The organism is Pseudomonas sp. 2,4-D (assembly GCF_030418155.1).
Taxonomy (GTDB): Bacteria; Pseudomonadota; Gammaproteobacteria; order Pseudomonadales; family Pseudomonadaceae; genus Aquipseudomonas; species Aquipseudomonas alloputida.
In genome coordinates this window covers 38,978-56,747 of the sequence record NZ_JAUHUI010000010.1, presented here as the reverse complement: position 1 = coordinate 56,747, position 17,770 = coordinate 38,978, and the positions used below count along the sequence as shown (strand labels likewise).

Genomic DNA, 17,770 nt, shown 5'->3' with positions numbered 1-17,770 from the left:
AAAACCATGAGCAGCATGACTGTGATCGAAACCGCACCCACCTTGGCGCCGCGCCCGGTGGCCAGCGCCGAACCGTTCTTGCGCCTGGAAGGCATTCATAAACAGTTTGGCCCATACCCCGTCTTGCACGACGTGTGTTTTGAAATGAATAAGGGCGAGGTGGTGGCCATTATCGGCCCAAGTGGGTCGGGCAAAAGTACCTTGCTGCGCTGCATCAACCAACTGGAGCCGCCGACCAAGGGGCGGGTCAGCATGGATGGCGTGCACATCGAAGCTGGCAAGGCGTTGCCCCGTACAGAGCTGCTGAAGTTGCGCCGGCGCATTGGCATGGTGTTCCAGTCGTTCAATCTGTTTCCGCACCTGACGGTGCTGCGCAACGTAAGCCTGGCGCAAATCCGCACCTTGGGCCGCAGCGCCAAAGAAGCCGACGCCCGCTCCTTGCAACTGCTCGAACGCGTTGGGCTGGCTGACAAGGCCCAGCATTATCCGGCGCGCTGCTCCGGTGGCCAGCAGCAACGGATCGCCATCGCCCGCGCCCTGGCACTGGACCCTGAGCTGATGCTGTTCGATGAGCCGACCTCGGCGCTGGACCCCGAGCTGGGCCTGGAGGTGCTGGCGGTGATGAAAGAGCTGGCCGGCGAAGGCATGTCGATGATTGTCGTGACTCACGAGATGCACTTCGCCGAAACCGTGTCCGACCGGGTGGTGGTCATGGCTGACGGGCGCATCATCGAACACGGGCCGAGCCAGCGAGTGATGCGCGAGCCCGAGCATGAACGGGTGATCCAGTTCCTTCAGGCAGTGAGGAATCGCTGATGAAAGACATCCTGATGATGCTGTTGAACGGCATACCCTGGACCATTGCCGTTACCGTGCTCGCATTCTGTGTCGGCGTAGTGCTGGGCTTTCCCATCTGTGCCCTGCGCATGTCCAGGTTCAAGGTGCTGAGCATTCTGGCTGCCATGCTGGTGCTGACCCTGCGCTCAATCCCCCCGATTGTCTGGCTGTTCTTCATCTTCTTCGGCATCGGTGGCGGCTATATCAGCCTGTCGCCGTTTACCGCAGCGGTGGTTGGCCTGGGACTGATTACGGCGGCGCACATGTCCGAGGTGTACCGCGGTGCGTTCGCGGCCATTCCCGCCGGCCAGTTCGAAGCCGCCTATGTGCTTAACCTGTCGGCGCAGCAACGGTTTTTCGATGTGGTGTTGCCGCAGTTGGTGCGTATCGCCATTCCCACCTCAGCCACCTACGCCATTGGCCTGCTCAAGGACTCGGCCGTGGCCTCGACGATTGGCGTTGGTGAAATCAGCTTTCAGGCTTACCAGGTTTCACAGCAAACCTTTCAAGGCCTGAGCGTCTACAGCGCGGCGGCGGTGGTGTACCTGGTGCTCAGCGTGCCAGTGGCCTTGTTCTCTCGTTGGCTGTCGGCCACGTTGAAACAGAGGATTGCCCGATGAGCGAACTGCTGACGATGTGGGCGCAATGGTTGCCGGAGTTGTGGAAGGGCTTTGTGCTGTCGATGCAGGTCACGGCCGTGAGCCTGGGCCTGGGCGTTGTGCTGGGGCTGTTGCTGGCACTGGGCGTTTCGTCGCCGAGCCGCTGGTTGCGTTACCCCTCCCTGGTAGTGGTGGAACTGGGGCGTGGCGCACCGGCGTTGATCCTGCTGCAGTATTTCTACTTTGGCCTGCCCAGCGTCAACCTCACCCTGACCTCGTTCTGGGCTGCTGCGCTGGCCATGGCGTACTGCACGGCGGCCTACACCAGTGAAATCATTCGCGGTGGCATCGAGTCGGTGGCCGCAGGGCAAACCGAGGCCGCCGAAGTGATCGGCCTCAACCGGTTCGACGCGCTGCGCTTTGTGATCCTGCCTCAGGCCTTGCGGGTGGCGCTGCCATCGCTGCTGGGGTTCTCGATCATGATGTTCCAGGCCTCGTCGCTGTGTTTCACCATCGCCCTGCCAGAAATTGTCAGCCGGGCGTCCTCCATTGGCTCTTCCACGTTCGAGTACATGCCGGTGCTGATACTGGCCGGTTTGATGTATGCCGCTGTCTGCGCCCCGGCGACCCTGGGTGTGGCAGCGCTGGAAAAAAGACTGGCCCCCAGCCAGCCATAACAACAAATCCACTCGCGCCGATTTCGGCTGCTGCTCTCTTATTGCAAAGGTGACGTCATGACTCGCTCATTCAAACGTTTTACCCGTTGGATGTTCCTGTGCTCCACCTTGGCCGGCGCCCCGTACGCCCTGGCCGAATGCACCCCCGCGAACCTGTTTGAAACCATCACCCCGGGTGTGCTGACCGTGGCGGCGTATGTCTTCCCGCCTTACTCGATACCGGGGCCGAACAACCAGTTGAGCGGCGTGGACGGCGAGATCATCAAGCGCATCGCCGAGCGCGAATGCCTGAAAGTCAAAACCATGGTGGTGGACACGGCAGCCGTCGTCCAGGCAGTGGTGGCAAAGCGCGCCGATGTCGGCATCGGCGATTGGTATCGCACGGCAGAGCGCAGCAAGGCGTTGGGCTTGTCGGCACCGTTGTACCTGGACGTGATGGGCATCATTTCGGATGAGGGTTACACGAAGATTTCCGAACTGGATGGCAAGCGTATCGGCACCGTGCAGGGCTACCTGTGGGTGGACGATTTGAAGAAAGCCTTTGGCGATAACCTGGTGCTCTACCCGAACCCCGTGGCCATGGCCCAGGACCTGGCGTCCAGGCGCATCCAGGTTGGCGCGGACAGCTTCGCGGTGGCCGTTTCTTCGCAGCAGAAGGGCGGCTACCCCGGCAAGAGCATCAAGGTGTCCGAGCCCGATCAACGGGTCAAGGCCACGCTTGAGCCCGGGCAGAGCGCCTTCCCGTACACCAAGGCCAACGCCGCCCTGGGCGAGGCACTGGGCAAGAACATCCAGGCCTTGCACGCCTCGGGCGAAATCGCAGAAATCCTCGCCTCGTTTGGCCTGGACCGCGAGGCTGCAAAAGTGGGTGAGCCGAGGATGATTCAGTAAAGATGACTAACTGAACGACCCAAATCCTGTGGGAGATTACCCAGCCCTCCGGGCTGCGCTGTCGCGCAGAGAACAAGGCCCGTGAGCGCGCCGCATACCCTGTGGGAGCGGGCGTGCCCGCGAAGAATCCAACGCGGTGGTTGGCACCGGCTGTGCCGGTGTTCGCAGGCAAGCCCGCCCCTGCAGGTTTTCAGCCTGCGGCACACCTACTATCCGGGAACACTGAAACCATGGACGACGAAAACCCCGAAAAGCGCCTGTCCCTGACCGATGCCACCACCTTCGCCCGACAGCTCTGCCTGGCCCACGGCGCCAGCCACGCCGTGGCCTCGGCGCTTGCCGCCGCCACGGTATCAGCCCAGGCCCATGGCCAACACGAACTCGGTTTCGGCCATTTGCCGGACTACCTAAGCGGCTTTGCCACCGGCCGAATCGCCACGGCGGCCGAACCCATCGTGACCCAGGTCGCGCCGGCCATGATCCGCTGCGACGCGGCCCGAGGCATCGCGCAACTGGGGTTCGATCGCGCCTTCCCAGCGCTGTGCAGCAATGCGCATCAACTGGGTATCGCCCTGTTTGCGCAGTTCAACGCGTTCACCTGCGGCGAGTTGGGCTATTACACCCGTCGCCTGGCGCGGGAGGGGCTGGTCGCGTTGGCGTTCACCAATGGCTCACCGCTGCTCACCGTGGCTGGCCAGAGCCGGCCGCTGTACTCCACTAACCCCATCGCATTTGCCGCCGCCAGTGACACGGGGCGGTTACTGGCGATTGACCAAGCTAGCAGCGCCACGGCCTACGTAAACCTGGTGCGGGCCGCTGAAGCGGGGGAGGCGATACCGGCAGGCTGGGCGGTTGATGCACAAGGCAATGAAACGCGCAGCGCGCGGGAGGCACTGCATGGGACATTGCTGGCATTTGGGGGCGTTCGTGGGGCTAATATTGCGTTGATGGTTGAGGTGCTTGCGGCGGGGGTGACGGGGGCCAATTGGTCGTTGGATGCAGCGGATTTCCGTGCTGGTAGTGAATCCCCTGGGGCTGGGATGCTGGTGATTGGTATTGCTCCCAGGTTGCTGGACGAGTGCTTTGCTTTAAGGTTGGGCGAGCAGATGGCTCGGCTTGAGGCCTTGGGGGTTTACCTGCCGGGGAAGGGTAAAGAGCAAGCTTATGCTCGTGCGGTTCGTGAGGGGATCAGCCTGCCGTTAGCAGCGTACGATGCGTTTAAGGTGCAAGTGGGGTAGTCACGTCCTTTGCCAATGCCGGCTGCGCCAGAAGCAAACGATACCGTCAATGATTGCTGTGTTGGCTAAGCCGACTCTTGAAGTATTGCGCAGTCTCTTTGTCGGTGCAGTACAGATAGCAACCCTTCATCCCGCGTGTCATCAGGGTTCGATATGTATTCTTGATGATCAGGTCTGTTTCATTTTTCGCGAGGGTAGGTTGCTCTTTCATCATTTTTTTCCAGCCGCGAATCGATTTATCGTGCTTGTCGCGCTCATCCGGGGATGTCATTACCTGACCGTCACGTACGACTAGGTCTGGCCCGATAATCACTCCGATGTAGTCGACTTCCAAACCTTGGCAGGTATGAATGCAGCCAACCTGCTCGATGGAGTTCTCAGCGATGATCCACAGGCTGCCATCCTGATCCAGGTTCCATTGGCGTTTGTAGTCACCAATGACGATATCAGCAGCGGCGGGGTCTTTCTTGCTCAACCAAGGCCAACAATAGCCCGCAACCACACGAGCTTTGTTTCCGTGGTTTTTCTCGTTGATTGCTTCATGCATCGCCTGAGGTGAGTCAAACACCTTGAACTCGTACTCTTGAGTCTCAAGCGTCGGGTTTGCCGTCGAGCGAATTCCTAGCGTGTCATCCAGCCATGCCAGGTAACCGTCAGAACCACTGCAGCGAAACTGCGAAGACAGCACGTGTTCTTCAACCACAGCGCCCTTGGCTTTTGCAAAGGCGCGTATCGCCTGCTTGCTGCCGATATCGCTCAAGGTTACACGTTGGTCTTCATCGATAAAGAAGATGGAGCATTTCGCTGAGTCAATCAGCTCCTTGATCTGGTTTTCCCCAAGGTTTCCATAAAGCCCGCTTTTCTCATTCAGCCGATGAGCTTCGTCCACGATAAGCGCATCGAATGTGTTGGGCTCAGTGTCGATGAATGCCCCAGAGCCTGAAAAGAAATTCGAGAAATGGCTGCGCTTGATGGTGCCAACCAGTTTGCTTTCGTAGACCTTGCGTGGGGCAGCATTCTTGGAGACGTATTTGCTCATCAGCTTCAATTCGGTGAGCTTCACCAGCAGATTGATAGCGAGAACAGTTTTCCCGGTGCCCGGTCCACCTTCGATGATCATCACCTTGGGTGCTTGCTCCGAGGCCTCGCTTGCTGCCGCCAGCGCCGACTCAAAAATTGCTTTCTGATCGTCAATCAACACGAACTCGGGTTTGCCTTTCATCAACCCGCCGAGGGCTTCGGCTAGCGCCTTGGACGGGCGAATTTTTCCTTCGGACAGTTCGTAAAGAACCTCTTTGTTGTCCCCATGAGTTATATGCTTTTTCAGAAAGCTTCGGAGTTTACTGAGCTCTTCCGGGCCTTTCAGGAACAGTGGAGCCTTGCTGATGTGGGGCCCGTAGTGAGCCGAATCTATGATGCCGTCGCTGACATAGTTATGGAGGTAGGCACACGGACGAATTTCGATGCTTTTGTCATACACCGCCTCGTTGAAGCCTTCCAACAGCGCTGCATATGACCACACCTGATAGGACGGGTGAATGGTCTCAATGAGGCCGCCACCCAACGCCGTTTTGACGATGGCGTCTTTGGTTGTGGCGTTGGCCTTGCTCCATTGCTTCAGCTCGATCAGTACGGCCTTTTTTGCCTGGTTTTCGTCGCGACCGGTGAGTAGAAAGTCGATTCGCTTCGACGACTGCGGAATGTGCAATTCAATGGCCAGGCCTGCATCGCTCGGCAGGCCTTCATCTCTAAGGACCTTGGCCATGTATGTCAGGGATCCTTGCCACGACCTGATTTCCGAGGTGCCAACGTTCTTGCCGGTAGCTTCCTTGTAATGCCTGAGGATCACCTCCTCAATGTCATCGTTATCGTTGTCTTGAAGAAATTGCTGTTTGGTCGCAGCGTAAACGATCACGGGTTGTCCTTAGGTGCGTGTTGGTCAGAGTCGGTCGTACTTTTTGCTGTTGCTTCTGGCTTTATCCACGGGGTACTTCTGGCCATTCGAGGCGAGTTTCTGTGTCACGGCCTCGTTGAGGTCAACGCCGAGTACGCTGCTCAGGCGAACCAAGTACATCAGTACGTCCGCCAATTCGTCCTTAACGGCTTGGCCGATTTCGGGATCTGTTGCGGCGGAGATCGAGTCGGCATCGCTCATCCATTGGAAAATCTCGCACAGCTCGCCTACCTCGCCAGTGAGAGCCAGGATGAGATTTTTGGGGGAGTGGAACTGGTGCCAGTCGCGGTCATCTGCGAACCGCTGGAGCGATGCGGCAAGCTTCACTACGTCAATCAGTGGCGCGGATGAGCCGTCTGAGTCACTCACGGGGGCTATCTCTTGGTCAGCGGTGGGGAAAATGTGTAGGAAATCCGGCCTTGGATTGTAAGAGTTTTTGTTGCTTTCCGAGTATTTTTTGAGTTTTTTACCTATCAGCTGTCGATAGGTTTGATTGCCAACGCTCGCTACATACACTCTACGTTGCAGTCGCCTGAATGGTGGACTTTTGGTGCAGTAAGACTCTCCAGCAGCTATCTGCTGGGGACCGTGTGTGGATAAATATTCCGCAGCAGGGTTATGTGGGGGGGGCCGGGTTCTCGGTGGTGCATCACCTGCAAATGAATTTACAGTGATGAAAGATGGCCAGGAGCGTCTAGTTCTGGAGGTGGCATCCCGTGCTAGCTACGACGCAGCATTCATCGACGACCCAGAGCAGTGCGAGTATTTCGTTCCGGTGCAATGGTTGCAAACCGTGCCGATCAGTCAGGCAGTCCGAGAGATTGGGATGTTCGGCAATCAGAATACGGTGTGTCGGCCAAAAACACCGAAATGGAGATCTACGATTGAGCGTTTGAAGGAGCGCTTCCCGCATTTCGATGATATGGCCGCCACCTAGGTCGTGTGATCGCGGCCACGTAAATGGAAGACGCAGGGCTTAACGCATCATGCCGAGTTCGGCATCATCCAGTAGCGCTTTACCCAAAGCACAGAGGTAGTGCGCCGCCCAGATCAGTTTGGGCTTGTCTTCCATCAGCCCGTCGATGGTCAGGTCCCGCGCGTAGCCCATCAGTTCCGAGGCCTGTTCGCGGGCGTTCTGGCAAGGAATGCCGGCTTCGATGCGGAACAATGGATGGGTCTGGTTTTCACCTTGAAAGAAGATGGTTTTACCCACTGTGCATTGGGTGTCTTCGGTTGTCATTGTTCAATTTCCCTGGTTCTGCTGATGCGCCGGCAAGCCGGGCTCCCACAGTTTTCCGCTCGGTATGCGAATCAATGCATCGGTTGCGGGTTGGCTGTTTGCTGTATTTGCGTCAGCGCGGATTCGAGTAATCGCCGCAGGGTTTCTAGCTCGTGCATCGAGGCCATGATCAACACCGATGCGGGTGACTTGGGCTGCATCAGTATTGCCTGCTGGGCTACGGCTTCTGCACAGAGCGCGTAGTCCGAGGCCATCATGATCGTGTCTTCCAGGGAGTGGAGGTGGTGGGGTGGGTCGGGGACTATCTTTAGCATGGCGTGGCTCCTGTCGTAGTGAAGCAACCACCCACCGCGGCTAAACAGTAAGGTGGCAACTGTACGCGGGTTAGCCGACCGGGACGTCAGGCACCCGGCGCACCCGAAGGTGCCCCACGCACAGCCGCCATAAAGCGCCAATGCCGATTGCTCGGAATTGCACGGCTGTGTTGTCTGACGATAGCGGGCGGCTAAACCCGGTCGTTGAATGCCAACGACACGTCGAGACTAGAGACCGTATTTAACGTGTGCAACGGAAAACAGGCGCAGGCAGTATCTTTGGGAAACGCCCTACAAGAAAGGGGTTAAATCCGATTTTTTCGACCCGCAGCGCCCAAATGGCAGGCACAAAAAAAGACGCCCGAGGCCCCCTTCGATAACACTGCAGGTGTCTTCTCGATACGCCGTTACCGGTGCAGGACGGCGCGCTGCGTGTCAGTGGCGCTCATAACGGCAACGGGTCGCTGCCTGGGCTGAACTGCGAGAACATCCAGTCGATGAACACCTGGGTCTCGGCGACCGCATCCTGGGATACCCCGTAGTAGTAACGGGTCAGTGGCAGGCGCAGGTGTGGCAGTGGGCTGTGCAGGCGACCGGTGGCCAGGTCCTTGCCCAGCAGCGAGGCCGGACACAGCGCCACGCCAAGTCCATCGACGGCGGCCTGCAGCACCAGGTGCATGTGGTCGAACTGCAGTCTTGGCTGGCGCTGCGGCTGGCTGATGCCGGCCAGTTTGCACCAGGCCGCCCAGTCGCCACTGCGGGTGCGGCCCGAGAGCAGGGTATGGCGCAGCACATCGCTCGGTGCAATTACCGGTATCGCCTGCAGCAGGGCGGGTGCGGCGACCAGCAGCATGTCGTCCTCGAGCAGGACGTGCGGTTCCACGTTGGCCGCCCAGCCCGAGCTGCCACGGCGTACCACCACATCGAAGGCTTCCCGTGACTGGTCCGGGGCCAGGGTGCTGGTGACCACCTCAGGCTGGATGTCCGGATGCTGCGCCATGAAATCGGGCAGACGCGGGATCAGCCAGCGCACCGCGAAAGACGGTCGGACATTGATCACTACTTTGCGCGGCGCACTGCCGTGGGTCAGGGCGTGGGTGGCGTTGGCGATCTGCGCCAGGCCTTGGCTGATCTGTTCGAAATAGGCCTGGCCGATCGGGGTCAGCAGCGATTGCCGGTTGCGGCGTTCGAACAGCACCACCCCCAGGTGTTCCTCGAGCAGCCGGATATGGCGGCTGACGGCGCTGTGGGTAACGTGCAGCTCTTCGGCGGCACGGCTGAAGCTCTGGTGACGCGCAGCCGAGGCAAAGGCACGGACGGCGTTCAAGGGCGGGAGGTCGGCGATCATCTGTCTAATTTAGTCACATCAAAGGCGCAATAAAAGCGTTTGTCAGCAGTTGCGCTTCGCGCCACCCTGAAGGCCGCTCTTTCTGCCCTGGCCGCCGCCCCATGGCTGTGAACACCACCCATGCTGCCGATCGGGATTCGCTGCGCGCTGCCGTGATACTTGGCCTGTGCCTGCCCGGCGATTTCCTGCTGTATCTGCTGCTGCCGGTGCAGCCGCTGGATGGCGCCACCTGTATTCAGGCGCTGTGTGGCGAGCGGGGGTGGAGGCGTTATCAAGGCTTGCAACCGTACCTCTATGTGGTCGGTGCCGGCCTGCTGTTCACCGGGCTGCTGGGGCAATACCTGCTCTGGGCGGCGCGGACGTTGTTGAACCTGCTGCCAGGAGGCATGCTGCATGGCTAGTTATGGACTGTTCCTCATTCTCGCGACGCTTACCGTACTCAGCCCTGGCCCCGGAGTGGTGCTGACACTTTCCAACGCCCTGCGCCATGGATGGAGCGGCGCGCTGCCTGGGATCCTCGGCATCGCCCTGGGCGCCTTCATCGTCGCCGGACTCTCGGCCAGCAGTGTCGGGTTGATCCTGGCGACCTCGGCGATGGCGTTCACCGTGCTCAAGTATGTTGGTGCCCTGTACCTGCTGTACCTGGGGGTGAAGATGTGGCGCACGCAGCGCTTTATCTCCGAGCTCACAGTGACCGCCACGCAACCCTGGCGCCGTTTTGTCGAGGCGCTGTCGATCCAGTTGCTCAACCCCAAAGCAGGATTTTTCTTCCTGGCGGTTTTCCCGCAGTTCATCCGTGCGCAGGACAGCTACTACAGCCAGTTCTTCATACTGGTGTCGTCCTACGCCCTGCTGGTGGTGCTGGTGCACACCGGCTATGCGCTGATGGCCAACGGCGCCAGGGGCTGGTTGTCGACCAACCGCGGCGCGCGGATTGTCGGCAAGCTTTCGGGCGTCACTTTCGTCTGTTTTGGCGTGCTGATGGCGTCGGCCAGCAAATGAACCGTTTTGAATGTAACCAGGAGGCTGCATGGCCAGGAAGGCACTGGAATTCCTGCTGTCGGATGACGACCGCGCACATCTGAGGAAGACTGCCCGCTCCGGGCGAATGCCCTATCGTAGCGTTACCCGGGCCTCGATTCTGCTGTTGCTGGACAGTGGATTGACACCGAAGGAGGTCAGCTTGCGGCTGAACGTTACCGCGCCGGTGGTGTTCAAGTGGCGTAGTCGGTACCTGGCCAATGGTATCGACGGGCTCGAGGATCTGCCGCGTGGTGGGGTGGGTAGGGGATTGTCGCTGGTGGGGTGAGGGCGACTGCGCTTTGCTAGAGAGTCAAATTGAACGTATGAACCGTGATGGTACATTCGAAGAGATCTACAACGGACTGGGAGCCGCAGGGAATATCTTTGGGAAACGCCCTGCAAGGAAGGGTTAACTCCGATTTTTACGACCCGCAGCGCCCAAATACCAGGCACAAAAAAAGACGCCCGAGGGCGTCTTCTTCTTTGGATTTGGTGGAGCCGGGGGGATTTGAACCCCCGTCCGCCAGTACTCCGCTGTCGGTACTACATGCTTAGCCGTGTCTACTGATTTAATCCGCAGCCGCCCGACGGGCAGGGTGCTTTGGATGAGTTGTGTAAGTTTTAGTCACTTCGCCCACAACGTGCTACGCGACGATCCTGTTCTGTATGACAATCATTTCGGGTTTACAGGCATCCCCTAGTGATTGCTGGAGCCGAAGCTACCAGAAGCAAAGGTCACTTACGCTGCGAGAGCGTAGGATTCCTCGCCGTAGGTTTCGTCATTGGCAACTATAGAAGTTGCAACAGTGGATTTACGAGTTCTGTTACCAACTCGGCATGCACCTAGAGTTTCGCTACCGGCGTCGAATCCTAATCGGCCCCGCACTAGCTCTTGGCTAACGCACCTTACGGCGCGTAGGACGGAGTATACGCCATTGCGCGGGCGACGTCGACAGCCGGTCCAGTCGCCCGCTTTGGGGCTCATGCGCCGCCGTTGCCACTACTGCCTTTCTCGGTTTTTTCCAGGCGCTCCAGCACTTTGCTGGTAATGGCGATGCACTCCTTGGTGTCGCCCGAGGCCTGGGCGGCCTTGGCTTTGTCGACGTGCTCGGTGATGGCCTTGTCCAGGCCTTCGGAAGTGGCGCCAGCGGTGGCCATGCTGTCGTCGATCTTTTGCAGGTTGGTGGTGCAGAGGTCATCGGCGGCGAACACCGGCGAAGCCAGCAGGGTGGCGGCCGCGAACAGGGCCGAAAGTGCGGTACCTTTCATGGGTGTCTCCTCTGGGGCCTCTGGAAGGTGGGCCTGTAAGGTGGACTGTGGGGGATTGGCGGGGGTTCAATCGGGATGGTGGCGGGGCGATATTGAGGTGGGGATGGCACCGGCGTTGCCGGTGTTCGCGGGTGAACCGGCTCCTACGGCGGGCTGTGTACAGCCACCGATGTGTGGGCACCACCAATCGGTGTAGGGGCGGGTTTACACGCGAACGCGGTGGTGGCTGCGACGGTGGACGGCGGGTGGAGATTGGCCAGCAGGGCCGGCCTCTTCGCGGGTAAACCCGCTCCTACACGACGGGCTGTGTCCAATCACCAATGTGTGTCCACCTCCAATCTGCGTAGGAGCGGGTTTACCCGCGAATACGGTGGTGGCTGCGACGGTGGACGACGGGTAGAAATTGGCCAGCAGGGCCGGCCCTTTCGCGGGTAAACCCGCTCCTACACAGCGCTCCCCACCTATATCAACGCGTTAGAAGCTGCGTGGCCGGGTGACGCGGTCTACCAGGTAGACCAGGCCGTGGTAGTCGATGCCGCTGTGGCTCGACAGGCCTATCTCGCAGGTGCGGCTGGTGGAAATGCCTTCGCTGCAATACTGCACGGCGTCCTTCAGGCTGCGCAGCGAGTGGGCGTTCAACTCGGGGGTGGTAAAGCCTTTGTCACCGGCAAACCCGCAGCAATGAATGCCTTCCGGGATCACCACCTGTTTGCTGCAACGCCGCGCCAGGTCGATCAAGGCCTGGCTTTCGCCCAGGTGCTGGGTGCTGCAGGTTACGTGCACGGCTACAGGTTCGTCCTGGGGGGTGAACTCCAGTCGGTCGAGCAGGTGAGTGCGGATGAAGCGCACGGGGTCGTACAGGTCCAGCCGGGTGTCGCCCAGGTCCTGCACCAGGCGCAGGGTGCAGGGGCTGGTGTCGCAATAGATCGGGTCGAGGCCGCCGCGGCTGGCGTGCAGCAGGGCGGTGATCAGCTCCTGGCGTTTGTGTTCGGCCTGCTCGGGGTAGCCCTTGGAGGCGAACGGTTGGCCGCAGCACAGGCTGTCAGCGTTGACGGGGAACACCACCTGGTAACCGGCCTTTTCCAGCAGGGCGCGGGTTTTGTCCAGCAGCGAGCTTTGTTCGCGGTCGGCATAGGCCGGGCCCATTACCCGTGAGACGCAGGCAGCCAGGTACACCACGCGGGGGCGGGCGTCGTTGCTGGTCGCGCCGAAGGCCAGGGGGCGCAGCGGTTGCGGCATGGCCGGGGTCCACTGTGGCAGGCGGCCTTTGCTGGCTTTGCTCAGCGAGGCGCTCAGGCGGCCCAGGCGCGGGGCGCCAAGCAGCTTGCGTGCGGTATTGGCGGCGGTCAGGGTCAGGCGCGCACCGCTTAGGGCGGTGTGGAAGTGCTCGGCTAGCCAGTCGGCGGTTTTAGCGTGGTCGGCGGCCTGGCTGCGCAGTTTCTTCACCAGCTCGCCGGTGTTGATGCCGACCGGGCAACGCTGGGCACACAGGCCGGTAGCGGCGCAGGTGTCGATGCCCTGGTACTGGTAGCTTTGCATCAGTGCGCGGGTGTCGATGCCGGCGCGTTGCTTGGCCTGGATGTCACGCCACATGACGATGCGCTGGCGCGGGCTGAGGGTCAGGCCCTTGGACGGGCACACCGGTTCGCAGAAGCCGCACTCGATGCACTTGTCGACGATTTCGTCGGCGGCAGGCAGCGGCTTGAGGTTTTTCAGGTGGATATCCGGGTCGTCGCTCAACACCACGTCGGGGTTGAGGATGCCGTTGGGGTCGAGCAGGCGCTTGAGCTTCCACATCAGCTGGTAGGCGTCGTGCCCCCACTCCAGCTCCACGAAGGGCGCCATGTTGCGCCCGGTGCCGTGTTCGGCCTTGAGCGAGCCGCCAAACTCCACCGCCACCAGCTGCGCCACGTCGTCCATGAACGCCTGGTAACGGGCGACTTCTTCGGCGCTGTTGAAACCTTGGGTAAAGACGAAGTGCAGGTTGCCTTCCAGCGCGTGGCCGAAAATGATCGCTTCGTCATAGTGATGCTTGTCGAACAGCTGGATCAGGCGGTTGACGCCTTCGGCCAGTTGCTCGACGGGGAAGGTCACGTCTTCGATGATGACCGTGGTGCCGGTCTGGCGCACGGCACCGACGGCGGGGAAGGTGTCCTTGCGGATTTTCCACAGCTGGTTGTACACGGCCGGGTCTTCGCTGAAGTCCACCTGTTGTTCCAGCGGGAAGTCGGCGATCGAGGCCATGATCTGCTGCAGTTGCTCGTGCAGCAGGCTCTGGCTGGCGGCGCGGGATTCGATCAGCAGGGCACAGGCATTGTCCGACAGGCCTTTTACCCACAGCGGCATGCCGGGCATGTTCTGCACCGAGCGCAGGCTGCGGCGGTCGAGCAGTTCCACGGCCGAGACCGGCTGCTGCTTGAGCACGGGTACCGCGCGGCAGCAGCTTTCGACGCTGGGGAACACCAGCAGGGCGCTGGCCTTGTGCGGGTGGTCGGGCACGGTGTCGTAGGTGACGGCGCTGATGAAGCCCAGGGTGCCTTCCGAGCCGACCAGCAGGTGCTGCAGGATGTCCAGCGGCTGGTCGTAGTCCACCAGCGCGTTCAGTGACAGGCCCGTGGTGTTCTTCAGCCGGTATTTGTGCCGGATGCGTTCGGCCAGCGCGGTGTTGGCGCGGGTTTCGCGGCCCAGGCGGGCCAGTGCTTCCAGCAGTTCGGCGTGGCTGCTTTCGAAGGCGGCGACGCTGGCCGGGTCTTCGCTGTCCAGGCGGGTGCCGTCGGCCAGCACCAGGCGCAGGCCCGCCAGGGTGTGGTAGGTGTTTTGCGCGGTGCCGCAGCACATGCCACTGGCGTTGTTGGCGACGATGCCGCCGATCTTGCAGGCGTTGATCGAGGCCGGGTCGGGGCCGATCTTGCGCCCGAAGGGGGCCAGCCAGGCGTTGGCCTGGGCGCCGATCACGCCGGGTTGCAGGCGAATCTGCTCACCCTGGCGACGGATTTCGCGGCCGTTCCAGTTATCGCCGAGCACGATCAGCACCGAGTCGCTGATGGCCTGGCCAGACAGGCTGGTGCCGGCAGCGCGGAAGGTGACCGGCACCCGCTCGCGCTGGGCCAGTTTGATCAGGCCGACCACTTCGTCCTCGGACTCGACGCGCACCACCAGCTTGGGGATCAAGCGGTAGAAGCTGGCGTCGGTGCCGAAGGCCAGGGTGGAGGTGGGGTCGTCGAAGCGGCGTTCGGCGGGGATCAGGCGCTCGGCATCACGCAGGAACGCGGCGGGCAGGCTCATGCAGTCTCCTCGCGGGGCTGTGGCGTCTGTGCGCTACATGCCCCGGGTCATTCAGGCGGTGGTTCTTGCAGGCGTTCAGGCGCCCAGTTCGCGTACCAGCGAGTCGCGGGTGATCTCGCTGATCGACTTGGCACCGGTCAGCACCATGGCCACGCGCATTTCCTTTTCGAACAGCTCAAGCAGGTTTTTCACGCCGGCCTGGCCATGCACGGCAAGGGCGTAGAGGAAGGCGCGGCCGATCAGTACGGTGTCGGCACCCAAGGCGATCATGCGCACCACGTCCAGGCCACTGCGAATGCCCGAGTCGGCCAGAATCTTCAGGTCGCCTTTGACCGCGTCGGCAATGGCCGGCAGGGCGCGGGCGCTGGACAGCACGCCGTCGAGCTGGCGGCCGCCGTGGTTGGACACCACGATGCCGTCGGCACCGAACTTGACCGCATCGCGGGCGTCGTCGGCATCGAGAATGCCCTTGATGATCATCGGGCCGTCCCAGAATTCGCGGATCCACTCCAGGTCTTTCCAGGAAATGGACGGGTCGAAGTTGTTGCCCAGCCAGCCGATGTAGTCGGCAAGGCCGGTGGGGTTGCCACGGTATTTGGAGATGTTGCCCAGGTCATGCGGGCGGCCCATCACGCCCACATCCCATGCCCACTCGGGGTGGGTCATGGCTTGCAGCACGCGGCGCAGCGGGCCGTTCTTGCCGCTCATGCCAGAGTGGGCGTCGCGGTAGCGAGCGCCGGGTACGGGCATGTCCACGGTGAACACCAGGGTCTTGACGCCGGCGGCCTTGGCCCGCTCCAGGGCATTACGCATGAAGCCGCGGTCCTTGAGCACATACAGCTGGAACCACATTGGCCGGTTGATGGCGGGCGCCACTTCTTCGATCGGGCACACCGACACGGTCGACATGGTGAACGGGATGCCGTGGGCGGCTGCCGCGCGCGCTGCCTGCACTTCACCGCGACGGGCGTACATGCCGGTGAGGCCGACCGGGGCCAGGGCCACCGGCATGCTCAGGGTTTCGTCGAACAGCTTGGTTTCCAGGCTGAGCTCGGACATGTTGTTCAGCACGCGCTGGCGCAGGGCGATGCCGGCCAGGTCCGACACGTTGTGGCGCAGGGTGTGCTCGGCGTAGGCGCCGCCGTCAGCGTAGTGGAACAGGAAGGGGGGCAGCTTGCGTTGGGCCGCGGCGCGATAGTCGGTAGAGGCAGAAATGATCATGGATTCTCGCAGCGTTGCTTGTGGGAGTGCCGGGCGCGCGATGGCGCCCGGCCCCTTTCACTTTAGTGATGGACCAGCATGCCGGTCAGCCAATAAGCCTGGACCAGGGTGATCAGGCCGACGATGGTGGCGAAGAACAGGCTGTGCTTGACGGTGAAGCGGAACAGGTCGGATTCCTTGCCGACCAGGCCGGTAGCGGCGCAGGCCACGGCGATCGATTGCGGCGAGATCATCTTGCCGGTTACGCCGCCGCTGGTGTTGGCCGCCACCAGCAGGGTGTCGTTGACCCCGATCTGGTGCGCGGTGGTGGCCTGCAGCGAGCCGAACAGGGCGTTGGACGAGGTGTCCGAGCCGGTCAGGAACACGCCCAGCCAGCCGAGGAACGGCGAGAAGAACGGGAACGCGGCGCCGGTACCGGCCAGCACCAGGGCCATGGTCGAGGACATGCCCGAGTAGTTGGTGACAAAGGCAAAAGCCAGCACCATGCCGATCGACAGAATCGGCCAGCGCAGTTCCCAGAAGGTTTCTTTGAAAGTGGTAAGACCAGTTTTGAAGTTGATCTTCAGCACCGCCATCGAGATCAGCGCCGAGAGGAAGATCGCGGTGCCGGTGGCGGAGATCGGGTCGAGCTTGAACACCGCCGGCATGGCGGTCGGCGCGGCAACGATCGGTGCGGTCTTGATCACCAGCTGGTCGAGGTGCGGGATGGCGAAGTTGAACACGAAGTTGTACATCGCGCCGCCCGGAGCGAAAGCCGCCTTGAACGGCTTCAGGGTCCAGATGGTGACCAGCACGGTGAGGATCAGGAACGGCGACCAGGCCTTGAAGATCTCGCCAAAGCTGTACGGGCTAGGCTGGCTGCCGCTTGGCTGCACAACGGCTGCGCCGACACTGCCCTTGGCCTCGCTGAACGCACGCTTGGGCTGCCAGACTTTCAGGAACAGGGTGAGGCTGATCAGGCTGGCCAGAGCCGAGGTGATGTCTGGCAGTTCCGGGCCGATGAAGTTCGAGGTGAAGTACTGGGTGACGGCAAAGCTCAGGCCGGCGACCAGGGCGGCAGGCCAGGTTTCCTTCACGCCACGCAGGCCGTCCATCATGAACACCAGCCAGAACGGCACGAACAGCGACAGCAGCGGCAGCTGGCGGCCGGTCATGGCGCCGATGTGGAAGGCGTCGATACCGGTAACCTGGCCGGCCACGATGATCGGGATGCCCAGGGCGCCGAAGGCCACTGGCGCGGTGTTGGCGATCAGGCACAGGCCGGCAGCGTACAGCGGGTTGAAGCCCAGGCCCACCAGCAGTGCGGCAGTGATGGCCACCGGTGCGCCAAAGCCTGCCGCACCTTCGAGGAAGGCGCCGAAGCAGAAGCCGATCAACAGCACTTGCAGGCGCTGGTCGTCGGTAATCGACAGCACCGAGCTGCGGATCACTTCGAACTGGCCGCTCTTGACCGTGAGTTTGTACAGGAACACCGCGGCAACGATGATCCAGGCAATTGGCCAGAGGCCATAGAGGAAGCCGTAACCCGCGGCGGCGAGGGCCATGTCGACAGGCATCTGGAAGGCGAAGATCGCCACCAGGATCGACAGCGCGAGGGTGATGCTGCCCGCTACGTGGCCCTTGAGGCGGAACACGGCGAGGGCCAGGAAGAAGAACACGATAGGGATGACCGCCGCCAGTGCGGACAAGCCAAGACTACCAAGCGGGCTATAGAGTTGTTGCCAGGTTTGCATATGGGGTGGCCCCTAATTGTTGTTGGTCAGGCACTGGCATTGGATAATTGGTAAGACCAATTTACAATGGCTGGGCGCTAGGTTAAAAGCGCTGCCGTGGGTGTGTCAATTTGTCCCGTGCAAAACTTTGGTCGCGTGCCG

General features: G+C 61.3%; 16 protein-coding genes, 1 other RNA gene and 2 pseudogenes. 9 read left to right on the top strand and 10 right to left on the bottom strand.

All coding sequences use genetic code 11. The annotated features are described in order from the left end of the window. Positions 1-6 precede the first annotated feature (6 nt). From QYE47_RS10015 to QYE47_RS09995, 5 genes are all read left to right on the top strand, one after another. Positions 7-816, top strand: coding sequence for an amino acid ABC transporter ATP-binding protein (locus QYE47_RS10015; protein ID WP_004576155.1), 810 nt, complete (start codon positions 7-9; stop codon positions 814-816). Continuing rightward, complete coding sequence (locus QYE47_RS10010; protein WP_070384366.1) at positions 816-1,457, top strand: amino acid ABC transporter permease; 642 nt, start codon at positions 816-818, stop codon at positions 1,455-1,457. Before QYE47_RS10015 ends, QYE47_RS10010 begins: the two co-directional genes overlap by 1 nt. Beyond that, complete coding sequence (locus QYE47_RS10005; RefSeq protein ID WP_019752558.1) at positions 1,454-2,113, top strand: amino acid ABC transporter permease; 660 nt, start codon at positions 1,454-1,456, stop codon at positions 2,111-2,113. Before QYE47_RS10010 ends, QYE47_RS10005 begins: the two co-directional genes overlap by 4 nt. Before the next feature lie 57 nt (positions 2,114-2,170). Continuing rightward, positions 2,171-3,004 (top strand): ABC transporter substrate-binding protein, encoded by an 834-nt coding sequence (locus QYE47_RS10000; RefSeq protein ID WP_301158950.1) that lies wholly within the window; start codon positions 2,171-2,173, stop codon positions 3,002-3,004. A gap of 230 nt (positions 3,005-3,234) precedes the next feature. After that, positions 3,235-4,242, top strand: a complete 1,008-nt coding sequence (locus QYE47_RS09995; RefSeq protein WP_070384365.1) for an Ldh family oxidoreductase — start codon at positions 3,235-3,237, stop codon at positions 4,240-4,242. Positions 4,243-4,288: 46 nt separating this feature from the next. Here QYE47_RS09995 and QYE47_RS09990 read toward each other — a convergent pair whose 3' ends face one another. Both QYE47_RS09990 and QYE47_RS09985 read right to left on the bottom strand, forming a co-directional pair. Then, complete coding sequence (locus QYE47_RS09990) at positions 4,289-6,157, bottom strand: DUF2075 domain-containing protein (RefSeq protein WP_070384364.1); 1,869 nt, start codon at positions 6,155-6,157, stop codon at positions 4,289-4,291. Positions 6,158-6,181: 24 nt separating this feature from the next. Continuing rightward, on the bottom strand, positions 6,182-6,565 hold the full coding sequence (locus QYE47_RS09985) for a nucleotide pyrophosphohydrolase (protein WP_070384363.1): 384 nt from the start codon (positions 6,563-6,565) through the stop codon (positions 6,182-6,184). Positions 6,566-6,744: 179 nt separating this feature from the next. Between QYE47_RS09985 and QYE47_RS09980 the strand changes: the two are divergent. Then, a pseudogene (locus QYE47_RS09980) lies at positions 6,745-7,133 on the top strand (nuclease); the annotation flags it as partial. Positions 7,134-7,172: 39 nt separating this feature from the next. Here the strand turns inward: QYE47_RS09980 and QYE47_RS09975 are convergent. From QYE47_RS09975 to gcvA, 3 genes are all read right to left on the bottom strand, one after another. Further along, a complete protein-coding gene (locus tag QYE47_RS09975; RefSeq protein WP_003249898.1) occupies positions 7,173-7,436 on the bottom strand; it encodes a DUF3077 domain-containing protein in 264 nt (87 codons plus the stop codon). A gap of 71 nt (positions 7,437-7,507) precedes the next feature. Then, entirely contained in the window at positions 7,508-7,750 is a 243-nt protein-coding gene (locus tag QYE47_RS09970; RefSeq protein ID WP_003249899.1) for a hypothetical protein, read from the bottom strand. Positions 7,751-8,195: 445 nt separating this feature from the next. Further along, on the bottom strand, positions 8,196-9,098 hold the full coding sequence (gene gcvA / locus QYE47_RS09965; RefSeq protein WP_070384362.1) for a transcriptional regulator GcvA: 903 nt from the start codon (positions 9,096-9,098) through the stop codon (positions 8,196-8,198). Positions 9,099-9,199: 101 nt separating this feature from the next. On the opposite strand from gcvA, the gene QYE47_RS09960 reads away from it, so the two are divergent. The 3 genes and pseudogenes from QYE47_RS09960 to QYE47_RS09950 all read left to right on the top strand — a co-directional run. Next, on the top strand, positions 9,200-9,499 hold the full coding sequence (locus QYE47_RS09960) for a hypothetical protein (RefSeq protein WP_070384361.1): 300 nt from the start codon (positions 9,200-9,202) through the stop codon (positions 9,497-9,499). Next, positions 9,492-10,100, top strand: a complete 609-nt coding sequence (locus tag QYE47_RS09955) for a LysE family translocator (protein ID WP_019438954.1) — start codon at positions 9,492-9,494, stop codon at positions 10,098-10,100. Before QYE47_RS09960 ends, QYE47_RS09955 begins: the two co-directional genes overlap by 8 nt. 127 nt (positions 10,101-10,227) lie before the next feature. Beyond that, positions 10,228-10,377, top strand: a pseudogene (locus QYE47_RS09950) (helix-turn-helix domain-containing protein); the annotation flags it as partial. A gap of 234 nt (positions 10,378-10,611) precedes the next feature. Here QYE47_RS09950 and ssrA read toward each other — a convergent pair. From ssrA to QYE47_RS09925, 5 genes are all read right to left on the bottom strand, one after another. Continuing rightward, positions 10,612-11,003, bottom strand: a transfer-messenger RNA (tmRNA) gene (gene ssrA / locus QYE47_RS09945). A 99-nt stretch (positions 11,004-11,102) separates the two neighbouring features. Then, positions 11,103-11,390 (bottom strand): hypothetical protein, encoded by a 288-nt coding sequence (locus QYE47_RS09940; RefSeq protein ID WP_014592419.1) that lies wholly within the window; start codon positions 11,388-11,390, stop codon positions 11,103-11,105. 474 nt (positions 11,391-11,864) lie between these two features. After that, a complete protein-coding gene (locus tag QYE47_RS09935; protein ID WP_070384360.1) occupies positions 11,865-14,675 on the bottom strand; it encodes an FAD-binding and (Fe-S)-binding domain-containing protein in 2,811 nt (936 codons plus the stop codon). Positions 14,676-14,750: 75 nt separating this feature from the next. Beyond that, positions 14,751-15,896 carry an FMN-dependent L-lactate dehydrogenase LldD gene (lldD, locus tag QYE47_RS09930; protein WP_003249907.1) on the bottom strand — a complete coding sequence of 382 codons (1,146 nt, stop codon included), beginning with the start codon at positions 15,894-15,896 and terminating at the stop codon, positions 14,751-14,753. A gap of 62 nt (positions 15,897-15,958) precedes the next feature. Next, the gene (locus QYE47_RS09925; RefSeq protein ID WP_041167080.1) at positions 15,959-17,629 is read right to left on the bottom strand and encodes a lactate permease LctP family transporter; all 1,671 of its coding nucleotides are present in this window, start codon (positions 17,627-17,629) and stop codon (positions 15,959-15,961) included. Between the last annotated feature and the right edge of the window lie 141 nt (positions 17,630-17,770).